The sequence below is a fragment of the Priestia sp. VA7 genome (assembly GCF_055710015.1).
Window position 1 is genome coordinate 1,225,411 of the sequence record NZ_JBVQPN010000001.1, and the last position, 21,847, is coordinate 1,247,257.

Below are 21,847 nucleotides of genomic sequence, written 5' to 3' on the forward strand. Positions count from 1 at the left end.
CGACGCTTAAAAGGACTTTTAAAGAGTTTGAACCTCAGAAAATGTTGTCTGAATCCAATTAGACAATATTTTTGTATGCGATTACAATTCTGTTATAGAGAAGAACAAGAAAAGAGAGTCGTAAAATGGTGCGAATAATAGATGTAGCAAAAAAAGCAAATGTTTCAACTGCTACAGTGTCAAGAGTGCTAAGTAAAACTAACACTGTAACGGAAGAAACGACTGAGAAAGTATTACAAGTAATTAAAGAATTAAACTATCAGCCAAATGCATTAGCTCGCCAGTTAAGAACATTAGAAACCAAAACCATTCTAGTCATTGTACCTGATATAACAAATCCTTTTTTTTCGAAGGTATTAAGAGGAATTGAGTCTGTAGCCGTCATAAACGGATATCAAGTTCTGCTTGGGGATACGGGCAATGATTTGGAAAGAGAAAATGGGTATTTAAATATACTTCTGCAAAAAAAAGCTGATGGAATGGTTTTACTAACGGCGAGAATGAAATCGAAGAACATTGAGGAAATGGCTCTCAAATACCCTGTAGTTTTGGCATGTGAATATATAGAAGGTTCAGCCATCCCCACCGTTTCTATTAATAATATCAGCGGGGCTCAAAAAGCAACAGAATATTTGGTTAAGCTGGGACATAAAAGGATAGGATTTATATCAGGTCCCCTAGGTGGAGTGATAGGCCAGGATCGATTAAAAGGATTTTATCAGACAATGACACGATACAACCTGACAGTTGAGTCCATTCTAGTGCAGGAGGGTGATTTTTCTTATGAAAGCGGTTTTAATATAATGAATCAATTTTTGGATCTTAATCATCCTCCAACAGCCGTGTTTGCAGCAAATGATGAGATGGCATTTGGAGCTATAAATGCTATTTCTTCAAAAGGATTAAGTGTTCCACATGATATTTCCGTAGTAGGATTTGATGATATAAAATTTTCATCTATTTTCAAACCGGCTCTTACAACCATCTCACAGCCAGCTTTTGAGATGGGCACGATGGCAATGAAATTACTTATAAAGTTGATGAATAAGGAAGAAATTGAAAGACATCAATATTTAATGGAAGATCAGCTTATCATACGTGATTCATGCTCAACACATCTTTCATAAGGGAATAAGAGTTCTTTTGAAAATGTGTCTGATGATTTAAATCTTCTTGTTTTTTAAAATTAAGATGTAATCGATTACAAATGGTTGGAAAAAGAATTGCTTAATATCCGATTAAAAAGGGATTTTTAGTTTGGGTTCTTGATAAGTACAATCAATTACAAATACAGGTAGTAAACACAGCTTCTTCTTATAATAAATTAAAAAATATAGTCTTTTTCTAGAATACTTTGTAATCGATTACATGTATTTTGATTCAATTATTTCTTATCTAAATTAATTTAGGGAGGTGATGAAATCCCAGTATTAATACACCATGTACTCATAAGGAATCTTTAAAGATAGGAGAGAAACCATGAAACTAGGATATCAGACAAATACGTGGGGCGGGGTAGTAGGGCATCCTGCCGGAGTCACTTCGATAAAAGACCTTTATTACCTTGCAAATGGATCAACAGAAGAAGCTTTAAAGGATATTGCAGAAGTTGGATATAAAGGATTTGAAATGTTTGACGGAAATCTAATGGAATTTAAAGATAGAAAAGCAGAATTTAGAGCATTGCTGAAGCGTTACTCTTTAGACTTTATTGGAGTTTACACTGGAGGGAATTTTATTTTTCCAGATATTTTGGAAGAAGAATTATTAAAAATTGAAGAGGTTGCAGCTCTTGCTTCTGAACTAGGAGCGAAGCATCTAGTAATTGGCGGAGGAGCTATCCGTGCGAATGGTATTTTAGAAAGCGATTACACTGATTTAGGCAATGCTCTTAATCGAGTAGTAGTAATTGCAGAGAAATATAATCTTATTCCAAGTTATCACCCGCATTTAGGAACAAACGTAGAGGCCCCAGACCAGCTGGACAAATTAATGGCACTAACAACGATTAATTTATGTCCGGATACAGCGCATATCGAAGCAGGTGGAGGGAATCCGGTAGAAGTAATTAAAAAATATGCAGATCGCATTAAATATATTCATTTCAAAGATTATTATAATGGAGAATTTCTTCCTTTAGGAGAAGGACATCAAAAGTTTGATCAAATGATCCAAGTTCTGGATGAAATTGGATATGATGAATGGCTTACAGTAGAATTAGATAGCTATAATGATCCGAAAAAAGGAGCAGAAATCAGTTTTAACTTCTTATTAAGTTTTGAAACGGCAAATAAGTCTTAAGGTCAAGAAGAAAGTAGCAGAGATAATATATTAGAAACTTGAAGTCTAATTTACCATAACGATATAGCAGATGTTATTTAAAAGATAGTAGATCAGAATAAATAGACTACTTTCATAGGAGGAGAATAAAAATGAAAAAGTTAAACGTAGGTATGATTGGCGGAGGATTTATGGGGAAGGCGCATGCACTCGCTTACGCAGGTATGCCAATGTTTTTTTGGCCGGCGCCAGCAGTTCCTCAACGACACACAGTGGTTGATGTGACCGAAGAGTTAGCAAAAGATGCAGCAGAACGTTTAGGATTTGAAAACTATTCATCTGATTGGAGAAAGGTAGTAGAAGATCCTGAAATTGATATTATTGATATTGTAACACCAAATGACTCTCATGCAGAGATTGCCATTGCAGCTGCCAAAGCAGGTAAACATATCATTTCAGAAAAACCGTTAGCACGAACTGCAGCAGAAGCAAAAACAATGCTTGACGCAGTAAAAGAAGCAGGTGTTAAACATATGGTCGCATTTAACTATCGCAGAACACCAGCCGTTGCTCTAGCAAAAAAATATATTGAGGAAGGAAGAATCGGAAAGATTTTAAACTTCCGAGGCACATACCTGCAAGACTGGTCTGCGGATCCTAACTCGCCTTTATCATGGCGCTTCCAAAAAGAGCGAGCTGGTTCAGGTGCATTAGGTGATATCGGAACACATGTGATTGACTTTGCAAGATATCTTGTGGGTGACATTTCAGAAGTAATGGCTATTGCAAAGACATGGATTGGTGAAAGACCGATTCAAAGTGGCGGGGTAGATAAACTAGGAACTGTAAAAGCAGAAACTGATGTACCAAAAGGTAAAGTTGATGTAGACGATGAGTTTTCAACTTTAATTAAATTTGATAACGGCGCAGTTGGAAGCATTGAAGCGACTCGTAATGCCTGGGGTCGCAACAACTTCTTAACATTTGAAATTCACGGAGAGAAAGGTTCATTATACTTTAACTATGAACGCCGTGATGAGCTTCAAGTATGTTTCTCCGATGATCCAAGTGATAGCCGCGGATTCAGAACGGTTTATACAGGACCTGCACATCCATATGGAGAAGGTCTATGGCCAATCCCAGCATTAGGAATTGGGTACGGGGAAACAAAAATTATTGAAACATATGATTTCCTCAAATCAATCGCTGAAGATACAAGCGTATCACCAGATTTTGAAGACGGTTATCAAATCGCCGTTATTTCAGATGCTATCCTTGAATCAGCTGAAAAAGGTGTATGGGTTAATCTTACAGAAAATTTAGTGAAAGCTTAAGCAATAGTTTAGTAGTGGCTAGTCCTAGTAGACTAGCCTTTATTAGAAATAGAGTTGTTGATTTGTGATTCGGATCAATAGAGGCAAGTCAGCAAACGGCTATATATAAAGGTTTTAATTCTCTTTTTAGCTACTACGTAAGTAAAAGAAATCATGGAAAATACAGTTTATTAAGGTGGAGAAAGAAATGGAAAAAATAAAAGTTGGAGTTATTGGGACAGGGTTTATTGGACCTACTCATATTGAGGCTATCAGAAGACTCGGTTTTGTAGAAGTAGTTGGATTAGCAGAACATGGCCAGGAAGTAGCAGAACAAAAAGCGGTTGAACTTGGAATTCCGAAAGCTTATGGGGATTATCGTGACATGTTAAAAGACAGTGATATTCAAGTTGTTCATAACTGTACACCTAATCACCTTCACTTTCAAATTAATAAAGAAATTATTCAAGCAGGCAAACATGTGTTATCGGAGAAACCATTAGCTATGTCTAGTGAAGAATCAGCCGAGCTATTGAAATTAGCTAAAGAGCACCAGGTCGTACATGGCGTAAACTTTAACTACCGCCAATTTCCGATTGTAAAACAATTAGAAACAATGATCAGAAACGGTGAGTTAGGGAAAGTCAACTTAGTGCACGGAAGTTATTTACAAGACTGGTTATTGTTCGAAACAGACTTTAATTGGCGTTTAGCTCCCGAAGTCGGAGGGAAATCACGAGCGGTAGCGGATATCGGTTCTCATTGGTGTGATACAGTTCAATATGTAACAGGTAAAAAAATCGTCGAAGTTTTTGCTGATTTAGCAACTGTTATACCAGTAAGAAAAAAATCTACTTCTCAAGGATCTACTTTTGGGGGACAAAAAGGACAAGAAGAAGCATATGAAGATGTTCCGATTAACACAGAAGACTATGCATCTGTTCTTGTACGTTTTGAAGACGGGGTAAAAGGCTTATTTACTGTGTCTCAAGTAAGTGCAGGGCGAAAAAATAGACTAAGCTTCGAAATCGCTTGCAGTCAAAATTCTGCTTTTTGGAATCAAGAAGAACCAGAAAAGCTGTGGATTGGCTATCGAGATCAACCAAATCAAACTCTTCTTGCAGATCCTACTTTATTTAATCCTGAAGCAAAATCGTCCATTCATCATCCGGGGGGCCATAATGAAGGCTGGCCAGATGCATTAAAAAATGGATTGTTGAATTTCTATACCTTTATTCGAGAAGGTAAAAATCCTTTAAGTGATAAAGCCACTTTCGCGACATTTGAAGATGGACATATGTCCATGTGCATTACCGACGCCATTTTGGCAAGTCATGAACAACAAAAATGGATGAAAGTGAAGGTAAAGCAGGAGGTACGTGCATGAAATTAGGGGTGTTTACAGTTCTTTATCAAAACTTGCCTTTTGAAGAGATGCTGGACAAACTATGTGAAATGGGTGTAGAGGCCGTTGAATTGGGCACAGGCAATTATCCAGGAAACAGTCATTGTAATCCCGATGAATTACTAGAGAGCCCAGAGAAATTAAAAAGATTTCAAGCTGCCCTTACAAGTAGAGGACTTACAATAAGTGGTCTAAGTTGTCATGGAAATTTACTGCATCCAAATAAGATGGTTGCCAAAAAGGCTCATGACGTGTGGAGAAAAACAGTTTTATTAGCTGAACGTTTAGAAGTGCCGGTGATTAATGGATTTTCTGGGTGCCCAGGTGACCACCCAGGTGCCAAAAATCCGAACTGGGTAACCTGCTCTTGGCCACAGGAATATACACAAATCCTAGATTGGCAGTGGAATGAAGTAGTCATTCCTTACTGGAAAGAGGAAGTGAAATTTGCAGAGTCACACGGTATCCATCAAATTGCGCTTGAAATGCACCCGGGGTTTGTTGTGTATAACCCTGAAACTCTCTTGAAATTAAGAGAGCATGCTGGGCCAAGTATTGGAGCTAATTTTGATCCAAGCCATTTGATTTGGCAAGGGATTAATCCAGTAGAAGCCATTAAAAAACTTGGTCGAGAAGAGGCTATTTTTCATTTTCATGCAAAAGATACGTATTTGGATCAGGCAAATATTAGTGTTAATGGGGTATTAGATACAAAACATTACAGTGATACTTTGAATCGTTCGTGGACATTTAGATCCGTAGGATATGGGCAAAACGAAAAAGTATGGAAAGATATGGTGAGTGCGCTTCGTGCGGTAGGATATGACTATGTGATATCTATTGAACATGAAGATATGCTAGCTTCGTTAGATGAAGGATTAAGTAAGGCCATCTCTTTATTAAAAGGCGCACAATTTAAAGAACAATTAACTGAAATGTGGTGGGCGTAACAGTATATTTTCTATATAATTAATGATAAATACCCATCCGGGTATTTATCATTAACCATTGAAGAAAACCATCTAATGAGTAAATGTGACTATCAGCATTGTTAAATATATAATTTTGAGGTGATTAAAATGAATGCGATTTCAAAAAGAGAGAAAAACACCAAAGGTCTTCCATCAGCTATGATTTGGGGCTATATCGCAACTCTAATTTTTATGGTAGGAGATGGTCTCGAACATGGTTGGCTTTCACCGTATCTTATTGAACATGGCTTAACCGTTCAACAATCTTCTACTCTCTTTGCAGCATACGGAGCTATATTAGCAATCGCCTCCTACTTTTCTGGTGTCCTTACAGAAGCATGGGGACCAAGAAAGGTTATGATAGCAGGCTTGGTTATCTGGTTATTAGGTCAAATTCTTTTTATTGAATATGGTCTAAAACCGCATAATTATGCAGTTATGTTACCGACTTATGCTATTAGAGGATTTGGTTATCCTTTATTTTGCTATTCGTTTTTAGTTTGGGTTACGTATCGCAGTCCTGAACGTATTTTAGCTACGGCAATAGGGCTATTTTGGGCAGCATGGAGTGGCGGTCTTTATGTTGTTGGAAGTTATTTTCCAGCTTATATGATTCCGAAAATCGGATATATCGGATTAATGTGGAGTGCGGTCGTATGGGTGTTAATCGGTGGATTAATTGGAGTTGTTGTTGTAAAAGGCCAAGTACATGAACGTGAGGGTAATGGCAAGGAAAAATTGAAAAGTTTACTCAGTGGACTAACTATTTGTATTGAAAAGCCAAAAATCGCAATAGGCGGAGTGGTTCGTATAATAAACTCCACCGGCGTAGGTGCTCTTCCAATCTTTTTCCCTCTATACTTGTCCTCTGAATATGGATACAGTACAGAAGAATGGTTACAAGTATGGGGAACTATGTGGGTGGCCAATATCTCTTTTAACTTAGTCATTCCTTATATCAGTGACAAATGGTTAGGTTGGCGAAAGACAATTATGTGGATTGGCAGTGTCGGTTGCGGTGTAATGACTCTGGTTATGCTTTATACTCCTCAAATGTTCGGGCATAATTTCTGGGCATTAACTGTGGTAGGCATAATTTTTGGAATCGTTCTATGTGGTTATGTACCACTCTCTGCTCTAGTAAGTTCATTAGCACCCGAAAAGAAAGGCTCAGCTATGGCTATTGTAAGTTTTGGGGCTGGAATGTCTTACTTTATTGCACCTGCAATTGTAGGAACATTCATTGGTAGCATGGGTGTACACGGAGTCATGTGGATATTTGCTGGTTTGTATTTTGTTAGTGCTATTTTGATGATATTTATGAAATTACCAGGTGAAGAAAAACAAAACAAGAGCAGTTATTCACCTGAGAAACAAGTCGGTTGAAAGTAAGGACAATCAATATGGCAGACAGGATTTTATACTGTTTTAACGAATTACTAAAGTGAGTGGATATCATATAACAAACATAATAAAAAAGTCCTTGAAATTCAAATGATTTCATGGATTTTTTTATTTTCCTAATGGACAAGTTAACAGGTGAATTCTTTAGAGATGTTAGCAATGCATGAGTTATTTTATACTCCCATTTAAAGAATCTCTGCCTAAAGTGTGTGAATCAAATGAGATAATTGCAGAAATAAAGTATCCATTGTATTAAGGTTGTTCATATGCAAAATTAATAAATAACTCTTCTTTCTTAGCCCTGCTGCTCTAATTCTTAGTCAGCGATCTCCTCCACATTTAATAAAGCAATTACCTATTTGCTCTTGTAGAGTAAAGCTCTCTTTTTTGATGTGTTTCTTCTATTGTTGATAGAGAAAGAATAAATAAACTCTAAGATTGTAGCTAAAGCTAGAATAGGCACAGTAACCTTAATTATAATACCAAAAGTACTTGCTGTATCAACTGATAAAAGAAACAATCGAATTGTAACTACATACAAAATTATCGAAGTGACTAAAGAAACGATTGATATCTTTAACGCATTAAAAAAAATTCTCCATACAACTGACCGTTTTTGGTGTTTATTAACAGAAAATCAGTAGGATATTTAAGTTAATGTAGAGAAGAAATTGCGAATAATTGAAACAAATAGGCAGATTTAATCATTCTTCAAATGTTCCTATATTTTTTTGCCTCTTGTTGTTGATTAACAAGCACTATCTAAGATAAATCGTACTCATTATTAAAAATACGTCTTATAACAGACATTGTAAATCTAACCAATAATAAGGAAAAAGAGAGAGAATAAAAAGTAGTTGTCCAATTCCATCCATTTTTATATTTAATAAGGCGTGTATTTTTTTCTAGCCACAGCTCAGCAATAGTCATAGGTATACTGAAATACAGAACTTTTAAAAGGCACTGAATGATGCGGGAATCCTTAGTTAGTTGATTATAAAAGACACAAGTAATTGGGAAAAGTATGTAATCAAACAACACGCTTGTTTTAACTTGTTTTGGAAATCGGGTGGGATATTGAACATAGCCTCTTTTTACAATCAGATTATCGACCAATGATGCATAGTAACTTTTTATAAAGAAAACAAGGAGCCATTCCTTTGCAAGTGGTTTTTTTATTAAATATATAAAAGAACTAATACCAAAGAGATAAAGGAATTTTATAAGGTTTATTTCAAATTTTCGACCCAATGTTTAGCACCTCCACAAAGATAGTTTATCTTTAATGCAGAAGGTTATACTAAGGAAATTCCATAATTAGGTTAGTAAACAGTGAATAAGCAAGGTTCTATTTTGATATAAAATTGTTTCCTGGTTATGAACATTTTTACTTAAACTAACGGGTAGCAAATGCTTAATATGTACAATCGCTTTCCCACTTATTTGAAATAGAAACGGTCACCGTGACTCTAGACAAGCTGGCGAGAAGGTTTGCTCTTTAGTCTTCTTGACGGATTGGCTGATACCCGTGCTGGAGCTGGACATTCTATAAAATATAAAAGAATAATCATAGGGACAGCTCTACTTTTTCAAAGAGGAAAGGATCCGCCCCTGTGATTAAAAACTTATTTTCTTTTAAGAAGCCAGTCTTGAAAATCGGTGGCAATTATTCTTTCACCTGTGATTCCCTCTGCAGCAGCTGAGGCTAAAAAAACAATCGGCTCGGCCATAACACTTGGATCTAATAGCTGGAATTTTGATTCAATCTCTTTTCGAACTTCGTCCGGAATCATCCCGGTAGTAGTGGCACCACCCGGTAAAAGCATATTCACCATAATTCCATATTCCTTTAAATCTTCGGCCATTATATATGAGAGTGATTCAGTAGCTGCCCTCGATGGTCCATAAGGTACAAAACCCTTTCTTTTCATAGTCTCATGGTTCATAGAAATATTAATCATTCGCCCATGACCTTGTTCCATCATTAAAGGAGCAAACCCTCGAGCTACTAAAAAATATCCTGTGAGATTGATGTCAATTAAATCTCGAAACCCCTCTGGTGTTACTTTGAAAAATGGCTGAGGCTCGACTAAAAAACGCGGGTTTACTGTCCTCATCCCAATTCCCGCATTATTGACGAGAACATCGAGTTTCCCCCATTCTCTTTTCACCCATTCGACCGCGTTATTGACGGATTGTTCTGATCGAACATCTAAAGGAATTCCAACAGCAGGATAACCCTCGCGCTTTAATTTCTCTACTGCTTGATCCAATTTAGTTCCACCTCTAGAAGCTAACGCCACCGTGGCGCCACCTTGAAGCAAAGCCTCCGCCATGGAAAATCCTAGGCCGCTTGAAGCACCTGTTACGAGTGCATGGATATTTCTTAACTCTTTTGTATTCATTGGCATTTTCCCTCCGAAATGTTATTAAACCACTGACTGATACAGTATTCTATGTAATCATCACTTTATACAAAATTTCTTTAAAAAGCAAAGCTATGATAAAAGAGTAGGGGACTTAAATTGCTAAAGAGGCGGTTTAGCTTAAATACATTTCTTCATAAAGTCAAAAAAGAAAATTTTCCTAATTTCTTATTTATAACAGCTTACCGTTGATTTGGGAATATTGAACTTCGCTACCTGCTAATTGAATTCTACTTCATCTGGAGACCTTTAAATTAAAATGTTTCCTTCCTTCTGAGAGACTTATTAAATTTCGAAAACAATTAATTCAATCATCTTTTCGTATAGAAAACCTTATTAAGAAACATGCATTAGAAAAAATATAAATCATATATATGAGATATCCCGTTTGAATGTTTGAGGAGGATATTATGAAACCTATGTTACCTAGTGAAAAATATTTCGGTAATTTAGAGCTAGTTTATGCATTTTATGGGGCTATGCCTACAGGTGTTACTGTTTCAGAAACCGGTCGTATTTTCATTTGCTTTCCGAAATGGGGAGACGATGTTAAATTTACAGTGGCGGAAATTGTTCAAGATAAATTGCAGTCTTATCCCAATTTACAAACCAATTTGGTTAACTCCGGAAATATCACAATGACTTTCATCAGTGTCCAAAGTGTAGTCGCTGATGGAAGGGGAACGCTTTGGATATTAGATACAGCAGCACCCAATTTTTCTGAACCTATTAAGGGGGGAGCGAAATTAGTCGCTGTTGATTTAGAAACCAATACAATAAGAAAAGTATATACCTTTACAGAAGATGTTGTTCTACCTACAACTTATCTGAATGATGTCCGTTTTGATTTTCGTGTTGGAAAAGCAGGTTATGCCTATATAACAGATTCTTCTTCAAAAGGACCAGGAGCTATTATTGTCGTAGATTTATCAAATGGAAACGCGTTTAGACGGTTAAATGGAGCAAAATCAACTTCACCCGATCCCTATTTTTTACCGAAGGTAGAAGGTGAAATTTTGATGAATAGAAACATAGATGGCTCAACTTCCCCATTTAGATTGGCTTCTGATGGAATAGCGATTTCTCCCGATGGCAAAGTTTTATTTTTTTGTCCACTAACCAGTCGTCATCTTTTCTCGATTCCAACAGAAGTTCTAAGGAACCGAACTATACCAGATAAAGATTTAATTTATCATGTGGAGTATTGGGGAGAAAAAGGTGCTTCTGATGGAATGATCACCGATGCAAAGGGAACTGTTTATGCTGGAGATTACGAAAACAACAGTATTCGTAAGATATTTCCAAATGGCATAATGGAAACTATCGCACATGATCCGAGAATTTTGTGGCCGGATACTTTTTCAATCGGTCCGGATCAATATTTGTATGTCATTGTGAACCAATTACATCGACAGCCTAGATTTCATTATGGAAAAGACTTACGAGAGAAACCTTATAGTTTACTTCGTATCAAAATTGATGAATTTCCTGCTCCAACCTTTTCATCATAAAAATAGTCAATTAATTGTTTTCATTATATAGTGTAAAACAAACACGAGTAAGCAAGAAGTATTAGCTTTATTTACTTCTGCCAAATAACATCAAAATGGTTTAATAGAAACAGTTTATTTGGTTAGTGTTAAACTGCTTCATGAATTTTTTTACAATATTGGTAAATTCAATGCAGTATTAATATTATTTAAATCCAAACGGATCTGTTCGTTTGGATCTCAAGCATGGTAATCCTTATAAGCTTATTTAATAACATGAATACTGCATACATATCTAGTTAACATAACACCTCTTTAGTTAATGAAGTTGTTCGACTGAAGAATGTAGAAGAAGAATGCAAAATCCTTAAAGAGAAATTCTTTATGAACCAATTTACTAAAGTAGAACAAGAAGTCTTTGCTTTTGCTATTGATGGTTATTCTATTTCAAAAATACAAAGCCTTTTTCATACAGAAGAAAGCACCATTAACAATCAAAGAAAAAGTATCTTAAAGAAATTGAATACTGAATCGATGACAGACGCTGTTTAGCAATTTCAAAATCTACATCAAGAACCTTCACAGAAGATAATACGCATTTCATAATCATATAAATGCCTTTAAGGCTAGAAAAAGCAGGATTAATGCTGCTTTTTTTTAGTCTATTAATCCCTTTTCCTTAAACACTTTTCTCAGAGCTTCATTCACTAATTCTGATTTATAATTTTTTGGGACTCGATCAATAATACGTAACACATCATCATCAAAATAAAAATCTCGATACACTCGTTTTGAACGGTCTTTTGGATTTTGCAATAACAAATCAATTGCATCTACTGTACTAGCTTTTTCAAAGCTGCCATTACTACTTTCACTTTCATTTAAATAGCTAACACTAGCTGCTATTTCATTATTGGCTAGCTTTTGTTATGCATTGGCCTTACTTATAATAGGTAAGGTAAAATAAGTATTTAATGATGATTAGCCTACTATACGTAGGCTGTTTTATTCCTTCATAAACCATCCATTTTAAACATTAATTTTAGAAATGCTACCAATCACTGTGATTATATTAAATAACTTTGTATGGAATATCCATAAGGTAATCGAAGAGTATTAAAGTATATGGGAAAATAATTGAGGGATTTTTGTTTTTTAATACTGTGCAAAAGGAGCTAATTAAATAGATAGTTACGACCAAGGAGGAAACAAATGCGAGATTGTCCCGAAGAATTAGACTTTATTTCATTATTTGAATGTATTCCACTTAAAAAAGACCAAAATGAGAGCTTTTTGTACGATGAATCCACTTTTATCTTTACGAGCGAAATGAACAGGTTTGAAGTGAAAATCTCACCATTTTATAATTCTTTCTCGCTTTCAGTAAAGGATTTAGAAGGTGATGAGATCTTTTACTACAGTCTCGAATCGGTTACAAAGATTGAGATCATGAATGATAATAAAGAAAGCAAAGCAATTCGATTATTTATAGATCAAGGAATTGACCGTTTTATAACGATTATGGATTTAGTATTTAGACCAAAATTTAAAGTTGTACTAAAAGAGGTTTTAGATTCCTAGAAATGGTTTTATGGTAACTAGGTTTGTATATGGTGTACATAGAATTCTACGTTTGCAGATGTACGTGTATCTTTTTTTCTTAATAAACTAACGCTGCAGGATAACCCAATGAATTTGTTGTATAGATACGTAGTGAGAGTTATGACTAAATCAAACGTGAGTTCTTTTTTCATCTAACTTTGATTTAGTAAAGTCTAACTAAAATTTTAAAAGAGGTGTTTTTAATGGTTTTAGGAATTTATCCTTATTTAGTTATGAACGGTAATGGACAAGAAGCTGTTAAATTTTACGAAAAAGCATTGGATGCAAAAGTTATTGGAGTTCAAACGTTCGGAGAAATGCCCGGAAATCCAGAATTCCCTACTCCTATAGAAGCAATAGACCGTGTAATGAATGCGCACTTAAAAGTTGGTGATAATGATTTGATGCTTTCTGATACATCCCCGGGTCAACCATACCAAATTGGATCACAAGTAACGGTAGCTATCACTATAGACAGTGTAGAAAAATCAAAAGAAGTGTTCGAAAAGCTGAAAGAAGGTGGTCAAGTAGGAATGCCACTTCAAGAAACTTTTTGGAGCCCATCATATGGACAAGTAACAGATAAATTCGGTGTTACTTGGCAAATTTCCACACAATCTGCTGATAATGAGTAATTAATGAAAAGCCGTTATTCTTATTATCTCAAGAGTTCTTCTCCTGCAAGCTTTTCTTGGTTGGGTTCCGGAATGTGTTTTATGTTAACTAAGGATGTGCATCACATATATTTAAAGAAGAAAAACCCACCTAATTTGAATGGTGGGTTTTTCTTTTAGTTAAATATTAAGGGTGTAATTGCTTGTTACTTACATATCATTTAATATTTTTGTAGGTATTTATTATAACCTATTAAATCATTTTGAGAAAGCAAAAAAATTAAACGGTTTCTTTTTATTAAAATTAAACGGTTTCTTTTCTATTTCATACCGATAAAATCCATTATGAGAACTTAACATGTATAAAATATAAGGACACAGACAGTAAGATAATATGGAATGGAATATGTATAAAGTCAGGAAGTGTCTGTTGTTTCCGTTAACATTAATGAGTATTCTTTTAAAAGTCATAGAAAAAAACGCCCCTAATTTGGGGGCGTACTCTATTATCATTATAAAACATAACCTAAAAACAGTCTACAATTTCATTTTTTTTTATATTATAGTTTGATTACTGAATTCAGTAAGGCCCATGGGTACATTTAAAATTGAAAGGAAAATTTCTATGATACACAAACATGTTCCTGTTTTAATAGTAGGGGGAGGTCTTAGTGGACTCACCTCTGCTCTCTTTTTGGCACGTCATAACGTTGATTATTTACTCATTGAAAAACACACTGGTACAGCTATCCATCCAAAAGCCGGAGGGATTACATTTCGTACAATGGAAATATTTCGACAACTTGGATTGGAGGCAGCTATTCGGACTGCTAGTGAACCATTAGATAATATTCGCGGAAGGATTGCGGTAGAGACAATCAAAAGCATAGATCCTGAGAAATTAGAAACTGCGGAGAACTCCCAAAAGGCTCTTGAGAAAGAGAGAATAGAAAATTTTGAAAAGGTGAGCCCTTCAAAGCCAGCATCTTGTTATCAAATTGAACTAGAGCCTATCCTTCTTCAAGCTGCTAAAGAGGGAAAAGGGCATATACGCTATAATACTGAACTTATAGAGTATCAACAAGGTGATTTAGGAGTAACAGCCACTATAATAAACCGAGAGACAGGAACAAAAGAAAAGATTCGAAGTGATTATTTAGTGGCGGCAGACGGCGCTAAAAGCACAATACGTCAACATACAAAAATTCCAACTACAGGAAGAGGAGTCATCGGCGGACATTATATTAATATCTATTTTCAAGCTGATCTAAGTCGCTTTCTAAAGCCTAGCCAGTTTGGCTGGATTCAAATCCTAAATCCAGAGGTATTTGGTGCGCTCATCACCGTTAACAATCGAGATGAATGGATTTACCACGTGGCCTATAATCCCACAAATGGCGAAAGTCCAGAAGATTTTTCTGAAGAGCGATGCTGTGAGATTTTAAAAAAAGCTATAGGGGTTTCAAATCTTGATATTGTCATCTTCAGTATTTTACCTTGGGCAGCTGCAGAACAGACAGCTACTCGTTTTCAAGATAATCGAGTCTTTCTAATTGGAGACGCAGCGCATCTTATGCCACCTGCGGGAGGATTTGGTTCGAATACAGGTATTCAAGATGCTCATAATTTAGCTTGGAAGTTAGCTGCAGTGATACACAAACAAGCCCATTCACGATTGCTCCAAACTTATCATGATGAAAGACACTATGCTGCAGAAGTAACAACGGAATATGCAAGTAATTTGTTATTCAGTGTTATTAAGAAAGGTGTAAGCACCCTCAATAATATGGATCATCTTGCAGTTACTGTAGGGTATAAATATAACTCAACAGCCATTATTGAGGAAAACTCCGATACAACACATAGAATGGACCAATTAGAGCTAAACGGAAAACCAGGTACACGTGCTCCACATATGTGGTTGAGGTATCAAGGTAAGCGTATATCTACCTTGGATTTAATAGGAGAAAATTTCGTCTTATTTACGGGAAAAGATAATAGCCCGTGGCGCACTGCTGCCCGAAATGTATCTTCTCACTTAGGTGTCCCTATTAACGTTTATGGAATCGGTTCACAAGGAGATTGTGTTGAGTATGAGGATAGCTGGGAAGCATTGTACGATGTTACCTCTCAAGGAGCTGTATTGATAAGACCAGACGGTTTTGTAGCATGGCGTACAAAAGAGGGGGCATCAAATCCTCATCTGCTTCTTAAGCAGGTCATGGCTAGCATACTATGGTAGATAAATTAATAAGCATGTTCCTGATTTAAAATTAGTTAAAGATTAAGTAATGATAATTAAATATTTAAACTAAACAAAAATTGTTGAGATAAAAAATAACCCTTGTCACAAGGGTTATTTTTTGTCTGGTTCCTAAGATGGTGACTATGTTAACTAGCATTTATCTTAATTAACGGATCAAGTGGAATACTAAAATGCTTTATTTCTTAGAGCAATCATCAAACATAGTCCCCTTTTTTAGTTGCTGATCATAAAAAGTTAATGTTGCTTCTCCTCTAAGATGTATTCGTCTCGATTTGCTTTCTCAATATTGCACCTAATATAACAATAGTATATTGTTGTATTCAGTTATATGGTTCATCAACTTAAACCGTTAAACTGATTATTGGAGGTATAGGCTGTGAGAGCAATGGTTATTGATAGGTATGGGAAAGTTCCAATGCATTTGGCGGAAATGCCCACGCCTGAAATTGGTGAGTATGAGGTACTCGCGGAAATTCATGCAGCTAGTATTAATCCTATTGATTTTAAGATACGCGATGGGAAAGTGAAATTATTAGTTAAATATAAGATGCCTATTATCTTAGGGAATGACTTTTCTGGTGTCGTTGCAAAGGTTGGCGCAAAAGTGACTCGTTTTAAAGCTGGTGACGAAATATATGCACGTCCACGTAAGAGTAAAATCGGTACTTTTGCTGAATATATCGCTATTCATGAAGATGATATCGCATTAAAACCTAAAAATTTGAACTTTGAAGAAGCAGCATCGATTCCACTGGTCGGGTTAACCTCCTATCAAGCGCTAACAGACATTTTGCAATTAAAAAAGGGACAAAAGATTTTAATTCAAGCTGGGGCTGGTGGTGTCGGTACCTTTGCTATTCAACTGGCTAAATTAATGGGTGCCACTGTTGCAACGACTGCCAGTGAAGCTGGTGCGAATTTAGTAAAATCTCTTGGTGCAGATGAAATTATAAATTACAAGACAGAAAAATTTGAGGAAATACTGAAAAACTATGATGCAGTATTTGATACACTTGGGGACGAGATACTCGAAAAATCATTTGGTATTATAAAAGACGGAGGAAAACTTGTTTCCGTTTCGGGTTTACCGAATGCTCGTTTTGGTAAAGAATATGGTTCCGGTTTTTTTAAGACGTTGTTGTTTTGAGCAGCAAGTCATAAACTTACTGGGCTTGAAAAAAAGCATAATGTTCAATATACGTTTTTGTTTATGAAGCCAAGTGGAGAACAACTACGTATAATCGCAAATTTTATTGAGACTGGTAAAATCAAACCTATAATTGATAAGGTTTTTTCTTTTAAAGATGCTCAAAAAGCGATGGAATATGCGGAGTCAGGAAGGGCGAAAGGGAAAATAATATTAAAAATAAGATAGTTGTCAAACGGAGCAAAAAATATATCCTAACTTTCCTTTTTTTCTTTTAGGCATGAAAAAGAAAAAAGGAATAATAGAAAAAATACCAGTATGTAACGTTAATGTGTTTTTAATAAGATAAATAAAATTGAAAATAAAAAACTTTCATCTTGTGTCTTTAATAAAGATTACATTATTTAAAATGTGTTAACATTAAATGCTTATATATTTTCTGTACAATTTTTATGAATACAATAATTCTTTAAAGCGTTAAATTGTTACTATGTTATTAGACAATCTTTCTTTTAATGCTATTTCTTAGCTCCAAAAACACAAACCATATATAGTGGTTTGTGTTTTTTTTGTTCTTACAGATAGCATCAAATCTACTTAATTACATATTGAGATTTGATTTTTATGTTAATAAAGAACCACTTTAGATCAATCTAGTGAAAATTTATTGTATTTGAAACATCATAGTAAAATAATAAAAAGAGAAGAAAAAAAATAAAAAGTGATTAATAACATATTTTTGTGAGATTAATCCTTTTGAAAGGGATTGGCACGTTTGAATCTTAAACAATTACAATATTTTCGATTATTAGCTAAAACGGAACATTTTACAAGGACAGCTTCGCAGCTATTTATTACACAGCCCAGTCTTAGCCAAGCTATTTCAGAACTTGAAAAAGAGTTAGGTGTTAAGCTTTTTGAAAGAAAAGGGCGTAATGTAAAGTTAAACAAATTTGGACAATCGTTTTTACCGTATGTTGAGAAAGGACTAACTGAAATTGAAAAGGGGGAGAGAAACCTTCAAAAATTGATAAGTACAACCTCTGGTGTAATTGACCTTGCTTTTATTTATTCATTGGGAACCAATTTTGTACCGTCATTGATTCAACAGTTTGTAAATGAAAACTCTAATGCGGAAATTGCTTTTTCCTGTTATCAGGGGACAACACAAATGGTCATTAAAGGTCTCAAGGAAGAAAATTATGATATTGCGTTTTGCACTAACATTGAAAATGAACCAGATATTGAATTGCTACCGCTTGCCAAACAAGAGATCGTGTTAATCACTAATAAGAATCATCCACTGACAGAACGCGAATTTGTTGAATTAAAAGATATCGCAGGTTACAAGCTTGTCTGCTTTAATAAAAACAGTGGCCTGCGACCGATTTTAGATAAATTGTTTGCAGGAGCAGGGATTGTCCCTGAAATTTCTTGTGAGGTAGCAGAAGATAATGCATTGATAGGTTTAGTCGAAGCAAATCAAGGTATTGGGATTCTTCCGCTTGTTTCCACATTGAACTATTTTGATATAAAAATCCTTCCTACTAAAGAGCCTATTTATCAGCAGTCTATTTACATGGCAGTTAGAAAAAACAGATATTTGCCTCCAATTGTTCAACAGTTTCGAGACTTTATCATAGAAAATAATAATCAGCAAATTTGATTGAAATAGTAATTAAAAGAGAGCTAATTATGACAAAGATAAACTGTTATAATTAGCTCTCTCTGTTTCATTAGTAATAAATACACTTTGTTTTGATAAATTATAGACAAAACCTATAAGTGAATAATAATTACCAATTGGATTATTGATTGCAACGTATAATAAAATGATTTCAAAAGGCAGTAAGCTCATATTTAATTAAGTTTTTTAAATGATCAACTTGTAATCGTTTTCATAGGTATTGGTTATGAAGAAGTTAGATTAATCTAAATAAGGAAGTTTTTTTATGGCAGATCAAGGACGAATTGATGGAAGAACTCAATTAATAGGATTAATTGAAACCCCGATTGGACACTCTTTATCACCGGTGATGCCATAATACGTCATTTTGTAAACTAGGTCTTAACTACGTTTATATGGCTTTTGAAGTGGCGAATCAACAAATAGAAGAGGTATTGGCAGGATTCCGTGCACTAAACATGCGTGGTTTTAACGTGTCTATGCCTAACAAAATGAAAATTTTACCTTACTTAGATGAGGTAACACCAGCTGCAAGATTTGTTGGTGCGGTAAACACCGTCGTGAATGAAAATGGAAAATTAATTGGCTATAACACAGATGGTATAGGGTACGTACGTGGATTAAAGGAAAGTGGTGTAGACATTCAAGGAAAGAAAATGACACTTATGGGCGCGGGAGGTGCTGGCTCCGCTGTAGCGATTCAATGTGCTATTGACGGTGCATCTGAAATTTACATTTTCAACCGCGAGGATGAATCATATCTACGGGCTTTAAAAAATGCGGACATTATTAACAATGAAATCGATGGTAATTGTAAGGCAACGGTTCATCATATCGAAGATACAGAACTTCTTAGATCGTCTATTGGAAGCAGTGATATTTTAACAAATGCAACCGGGGTTGGGATGAATCCTCTTGAAGGACAGAGTATAATCCTAGACTCATCATGGCTTCGTCCAGAGTTAATCGTTTCAGACGTTATAATATAATCCCCGAAAGACGAAATTGCTTGAAATGGCTGAATCTGTTGGCTGTAAAGCAATCAATGGATTGGGCATGATGCTATGGCAGGGAGCTAAAGCATTCGAACTTTGGACATGTGAAGAAATGCCTGTTGATTATGTAAAGGAACAAATGTTTCAAAAAACAGAAAGGAAGTGACTATCTTGGAAAAGCCAAAGAAAAAGGGGAATTTAGTGACAGTACTTAGTGCTGAAGAGGCTGTAAAGTATATCCCCAATGAAGCAATAGTTGCTATCTGTGGAGCTGGTGGGGGTCTATTAGAGCCTACTAAGCTTATAGAAGCATTGTCAAAAAGATATGAAGAAACACACTTGCCAAAAGATTTAACGTTTATCCATACAACAGGATTAGGCGACCGGGCGGACAGAGGAATGTCACCACTTGCCAAAAAGGGACTAGTACGAAAAATAGTTGGAGGACATTGGGGACAATCCCCTAGACTCTGTGAAATGGCTGAAAATAATGAAATCGAAGCATATAATTTCCCGCAAGGCGTACTTTGTCAATTATTTAGAGCCGCTGCAGCTGGACATCCTGGAATATTAACCCATGTCGGCTTAGGTTCATTTATTGACCCACGGCAAAAGGGTGGAAAACTAAATGATTGTACCAAAGAAGATCTTATTAAATTAATGGAAATTAATGGTGAAGAGTGGCTGTTCTATCCAGCGATTCGACCTGATGTTGCCATTATCCGCGGAACAACTGCAGATCGTGAAGGATATATCAGTATGGAAGATGAAATTGCGTATCTGGATACTTTAGCGATGGCCCAGGCTGTCCATAACAATGGAGGGCTTGTTATTGCACAAGTAAAAAGGGTAGTAAAGTCAAATACTCTTCATCCAAAATCGATAAAAATTCCAGGCTACAACGTCGATATTGTCGTTGTTGATGAAGAACAATCACAGCTGTACACGGGTGGAGTTAATCGTTTTATGTCAGGAGATTATATCGCGGAAACAAGTGAAGTTACCCGGCTTCCGCTTAATCATCGAAAAATGATCGCTCGGCGTGCATTGTTTGAAGTTAAACCAGGAAATGTGGGAAACGTTGGTGTTGGAATTGCCGATGGAATTGGAAGTGTAGCTCGTGAAGAAGGTGTTGATGAACAATTTACCTTAACGGTGGAAACTGGACCAATCGGCGGTGTCACAGCACAAGGCATTTTCTTTGGAGCAAGCATCAATACCCATGCATTGTTAGATATGCCTTCACAGTTTGACTTTTATGATGGCGGTGGTCTTGACGTCTGCTTCTTAAGCTTTGCAGAACTGGACCAAGCAGGAAATGTCAATGTGCATAAATTTAATGGGAAAATCATGGGAACAGGCGGGTTTATAGATATTTGTCAAAATACAAAAAAGATTGTTTTTTGTGGAACACTGACAGCCGGCGGCCTTAAAACGAAGATTGAAAAAGGTAAGCTGCAAATTGAACAAGAAGGCCGATTTAAGAAACTTCTTCCTCAACTTGAAGAGCTTACTTTTAATGGAAGGGATGCATTAAAAAGAGGACAAGAAGTTCTCTATATCACGGAAAGAGCTGTTTTCCGCTTAACAACAGACGGACTGGAATTATGTGAAGTTGCACCTGGAATTGATATAGAAACTCAAATCATTGAGAAAATGTCATTTAGACCTCAAATTTCTGCTGAGTTAAAAGAAATGCATAGCAGATTATTTTTTGCAGAGGATATGGGAATTAAAAAGGATTGGGAGCAAATGAAAGTATAAGAGATTTGTTCATACTATATTAAATGATTGCTAGGAGGAAGATTATGAGTAAGAAAGTTCCTTTTGAAGTAGGAGATACGGTTTCTTATACCAAGACAATTAGTGAATCAGATGTTTATTTGTTTGCTGGGATTACCGGGGATTTTAGTCAAATGCATATGAATGAAGAATTTATGAAAACAACGCCATATAAAACGCGGATTGTACATGGGGTATTAACTTTTGCACTTGGAAGTACGGCATCAACATTAATTCAAACCCAAGCGAGATCAGAAATGCCAAGTGTGTCCTATGGCTACGATCGTTTACGTTTTACAAGACCAGTATATTTTGGCGATACAGTTACAGCTGTATATACGATTACTGAAGTTAATCAAGAATCATTGAAGTCATATGCCAAGGTTGAAATTTACAATCAAAATAAAGAATTGTGCGTGGTGGCACAGCATATATTAAAGTTTTTTGAAAATTAAACAATGCAAA

General features: G+C 35.7%; 16 protein-coding genes and 2 pseudogenes. 16 read left to right on the forward strand and 2 right to left on the reverse strand.

All coding sequences use genetic code 11. The features are described 5' to 3' along the window. The first annotated feature begins 125 nt into the window (after positions 1 to 125). The 6 genes from AC0C45_RS06545 (at position 126) to AC0C45_RS06570 (ending at position 7,355) form a co-directional block, all read left to right on the forward strand. Entirely contained in the window at positions 126 to 1,127 is a 1,002-nt protein-coding gene (locus AC0C45_RS06545; protein WP_237892713.1) for a LacI family DNA-binding transcriptional regulator, read from the forward strand. Positions 1,128 to 1,479: 352 nt separating this feature from the next. Further along, a complete protein-coding gene (locus tag AC0C45_RS06550; RefSeq protein WP_237892712.1) occupies positions 1,480 to 2,301 on the forward strand; it encodes a sugar phosphate isomerase/epimerase family protein in 822 nt (273 codons plus the stop codon). Between the two features lie 131 nt (positions 2,302 to 2,432). Then, complete coding sequence (locus tag AC0C45_RS06555; protein ID WP_016766273.1) at positions 2,433 to 3,614, forward strand: levoglucosan dehydrogenase; 1,182 nt, start codon at positions 2,433 to 2,435, stop codon at positions 3,612 to 3,614. A 187-nt stretch (positions 3,615 to 3,801) separates the two neighbouring features. After that, complete coding sequence (locus AC0C45_RS06560) at positions 3,802 to 4,980, forward strand: Gfo/Idh/MocA family protein (protein ID WP_171776820.1); 1,179 nt, start codon at positions 3,802 to 3,804, stop codon at positions 4,978 to 4,980. Beyond that, positions 4,977 to 5,948: a sugar phosphate isomerase/epimerase family protein gene (locus AC0C45_RS06565; RefSeq protein ID WP_034649937.1), complete on the forward strand. Its 972-nt coding sequence runs from the start codon at positions 4,977 to 4,979 to the stop codon at positions 5,946 to 5,948. The genes AC0C45_RS06560 and AC0C45_RS06565 overlap by 4 nt, the downstream gene beginning before the upstream one ends. A gap of 129 nt (positions 5,949 to 6,077) precedes the next feature. Then, on the forward strand, positions 6,078 to 7,355 hold the full coding sequence (locus tag AC0C45_RS06570; protein WP_237892711.1) for an MFS transporter: 1,278 nt from the start codon (positions 6,078 to 6,080) through the stop codon (positions 7,353 to 7,355). Between the two features lie 780 nt (positions 7,356 to 8,135). On the opposite strand, the gene AC0C45_RS06575 is transcribed toward AC0C45_RS06570, so the two are convergent. Further along, a complete protein-coding gene (locus AC0C45_RS06575) occupies positions 8,136 to 8,624 on the reverse strand; it encodes a CBO0543 family protein (RefSeq protein WP_237892710.1) in 489 nt (162 codons plus the stop codon). A 374-nt stretch (positions 8,625 to 8,998) separates the two neighbouring features. Then, positions 8,999 to 9,784 carry an SDR family NAD(P)-dependent oxidoreductase gene (locus tag AC0C45_RS06580; RefSeq protein ID WP_237892709.1) on the reverse strand — a complete coding sequence of 262 codons (786 nt, stop codon included), beginning with the start codon at positions 9,782 to 9,784 and terminating at the stop codon, positions 8,999 to 9,001. A 425-nt stretch (positions 9,785 to 10,209) separates the two neighbouring features. On the opposite strand from AC0C45_RS06580, the gene AC0C45_RS06585 reads away from it, so the two are divergent. From AC0C45_RS06585 to AC0C45_RS06630, 10 genes and pseudogenes are all read left to right on the forward strand, one after another. After that, positions 10,210 to 11,310 (forward strand): major royal jelly family protein, encoded by a 1,101-nt coding sequence (locus tag AC0C45_RS06585; RefSeq protein ID WP_237892708.1) that lies wholly within the window; start codon positions 10,210 to 10,212, stop codon positions 11,308 to 11,310. A 363-nt stretch (positions 11,311 to 11,673) separates the two neighbouring features. Then, positions 11,674 to 11,841, forward strand: coding sequence for a helix-turn-helix transcriptional regulator (locus tag AC0C45_RS06590; RefSeq protein WP_237892707.1), 168 nt, complete (start codon positions 11,674 to 11,676; stop codon positions 11,839 to 11,841). A gap of 660 nt (positions 11,842 to 12,501) precedes the next feature. Beyond that, positions 12,502 to 12,870, forward strand: coding sequence for a hypothetical protein (locus tag AC0C45_RS06595; protein WP_016766264.1), 369 nt, complete (start codon positions 12,502 to 12,504; stop codon positions 12,868 to 12,870). Between the two features lie 224 nt (positions 12,871 to 13,094). Next, positions 13,095 to 13,526, forward strand: a complete 432-nt coding sequence (locus AC0C45_RS06600; protein ID WP_472927973.1) for a VOC family protein — start codon at positions 13,095 to 13,097, stop codon at positions 13,524 to 13,526. Positions 13,527 to 14,130: 604 nt separating this feature from the next. Then, positions 14,131 to 15,747 (forward strand): FAD-dependent monooxygenase, encoded by a 1,617-nt coding sequence (locus AC0C45_RS06605; RefSeq protein WP_237892706.1) that lies wholly within the window; start codon positions 14,131 to 14,133, stop codon positions 15,745 to 15,747. 400 nt (positions 15,748 to 16,147) lie between these two features. After that, positions 16,148 to 17,146: pseudogene (locus AC0C45_RS06610) on the forward strand (NADP-dependent oxidoreductase). A gap of 547 nt (positions 17,147 to 17,693) precedes the next feature. Then, positions 17,694 to 18,584 carry a LysR family transcriptional regulator gene (locus tag AC0C45_RS06615; RefSeq protein ID WP_016766261.1) on the forward strand — a complete coding sequence of 297 codons (891 nt, stop codon included), beginning with the start codon at positions 17,694 to 17,696 and terminating at the stop codon, positions 18,582 to 18,584. Positions 18,585 to 18,870: 286 nt separating this feature from the next. Beyond that, a pseudogene (locus tag AC0C45_RS06620) lies at positions 18,871 to 19,766 on the forward strand (shikimate dehydrogenase). A 35-nt stretch (positions 19,767 to 19,801) separates the two neighbouring features. Then, positions 19,802 to 21,364, forward strand: coding sequence for an acyl CoA:acetate/3-ketoacid CoA transferase (locus AC0C45_RS06625; protein WP_472927974.1), 1,563 nt, complete (start codon positions 19,802 to 19,804; stop codon positions 21,362 to 21,364). 44 nt (positions 21,365 to 21,408) lie between these two features. Continuing rightward, positions 21,409 to 21,837, forward strand: coding sequence for a MaoC family dehydratase (locus AC0C45_RS06630; protein WP_013084300.1), 429 nt, complete (start codon positions 21,409 to 21,411; stop codon positions 21,835 to 21,837). The last annotated feature ends 10 nt before the right edge of the window (positions 21,838 to 21,847 follow it).

Excerpts from the sequence above, each read along its gene's own strand:
- AC0C45_RS06545 (WP_237892713.1), top strand. The coding sequence starts at position 126 with ATGGTGCGAATAATAGATGTAGCAAAAAAAGCAAATGTTTCAACTGCT.
- AC0C45_RS06550 (WP_237892712.1), top strand. The coding sequence starts at position 1,480 with ATGAAACTAGGATATCAGACAAATACGTGGGGCGGGGTAGTAGGGCAT.
- AC0C45_RS06555 (WP_016766273.1), top strand. The coding sequence starts at position 2,433 with ATGAAAAAGTTAAACGTAGGTATGATTGGCGGAGGATTTATGGGGAAG.
- AC0C45_RS06560 (WP_171776820.1), top strand. The coding sequence starts at position 3,802 with ATGGAAAAAATAAAAGTTGGAGTTATTGGGACAGGGTTTATTGGACCT.
- AC0C45_RS06565 (WP_034649937.1), top strand. The coding sequence starts at position 4,977 with ATGAAATTAGGGGTGTTTACAGTTCTTTATCAAAACTTGCCTTTTGAA.
- AC0C45_RS06570 (WP_237892711.1), top strand. The coding sequence starts at position 6,078 with ATGAATGCGATTTCAAAAAGAGAGAAAAACACCAAAGGTCTTCCATCA.
- AC0C45_RS06580 (WP_237892709.1), bottom strand. The coding sequence starts at position 9,784 with ATGCCAATGAATACAAAAGAGTTAAGAAATATCCATGCACTCGTAACA.
- AC0C45_RS06585 (WP_237892708.1), top strand. The coding sequence starts at position 10,210 with ATGAAACCTATGTTACCTAGTGAAAAATATTTCGGTAATTTAGAGCTA.
- AC0C45_RS06590 (WP_237892707.1), top strand. The coding sequence starts at position 11,674 with ATGAACCAATTTACTAAAGTAGAACAAGAAGTCTTTGCTTTTGCTATT.
- AC0C45_RS06595 (WP_016766264.1), top strand. The coding sequence starts at position 12,502 with ATGCGAGATTGTCCCGAAGAATTAGACTTTATTTCATTATTTGAATGT.
- AC0C45_RS06600 (WP_472927973.1), top strand. The coding sequence starts at position 13,095 with ATGGTTTTAGGAATTTATCCTTATTTAGTTATGAACGGTAATGGACAA.
- AC0C45_RS06605 (WP_237892706.1), top strand. The coding sequence starts at position 14,131 with ATGATACACAAACATGTTCCTGTTTTAATAGTAGGGGGAGGTCTTAGT.
- AC0C45_RS06630 (WP_013084300.1), top strand. The coding sequence starts at position 21,409 with ATGAGTAAGAAAGTTCCTTTTGAAGTAGGAGATACGGTTTCTTATACC.